Origin of the sequence: Streptococcus sp. GMD1S, from assembly GCF_000296875.1 — a bacterium.
In the GTDB taxonomy this organism is placed as follows: Bacteria; Bacillota; Bacilli; order Lactobacillales; family Streptococcaceae; genus Streptococcus.
Map to the genome: position 1 here is coordinate 1 of NZ_AJQY01000272.1, position 607 is coordinate 607.

General features: G+C 31.0%; 1 protein-coding gene. It reads right to left on the bottom strand.

Annotation, left to right across the window (positions count from 1 at the left end; all coding sequences use genetic code 11):
• The coding region (locus GMD1S_RS08740; RefSeq protein ID WP_000045547.1) for a hypothetical protein at window positions 1-221 on the bottom strand (221 nt) is incomplete at its 3' end.
• Window positions 222-607 lie beyond the last annotated feature (386 nt).

A 607-nucleotide genomic window follows, 5' to 3' on the forward strand; every position in this document is an offset into this window, starting at 1 on the left:
TATGCTAAATTCGTACGAAGCGAGAAATCTCCTTCTGAACTCACATTTTGCTTAGTGTCTGAAGCATCTAATAGATCGATGCCTGTAATTACTTGTGTCAATTCTTTTGAAACAGGATTATCTGCTTTAACAATCCCTACCAAAACAGATGCTAGAGCTAAAATAGCAAAAGTTAACGCAGAAAATTTAGAAAGCATGTTTAACGCTTTGCTTTTCGACATTTCTTCTCCTCTTTTCTATATGAAATTTTTATTTCTAATCTCCCTAAGAGATTACATCATACTATTTTGACAACCCCTATCACTAACTAGAGTTTATCTGATATATTATAACATTTCAATACAATCTATTCAAGTATATTAACTTAAAAATACACGTATTTGCACCATTCTATAACCTAGCCATTCAATTTTGAACTATTTATATCGGTAAACTGATATAAATAGCTTAATATATATTATATCTACAATTAGGCCAATCTTTGATATTATAGTAAAAAGCCAGTCATTTTGACTGGCTTTCTTTTCATTCTAATTGAATCTTAGCTCAATGCGTCATCCATTGAAAGAACTTCGTGGAAGACACGTTGTGTCAATTCAGTTTTTTG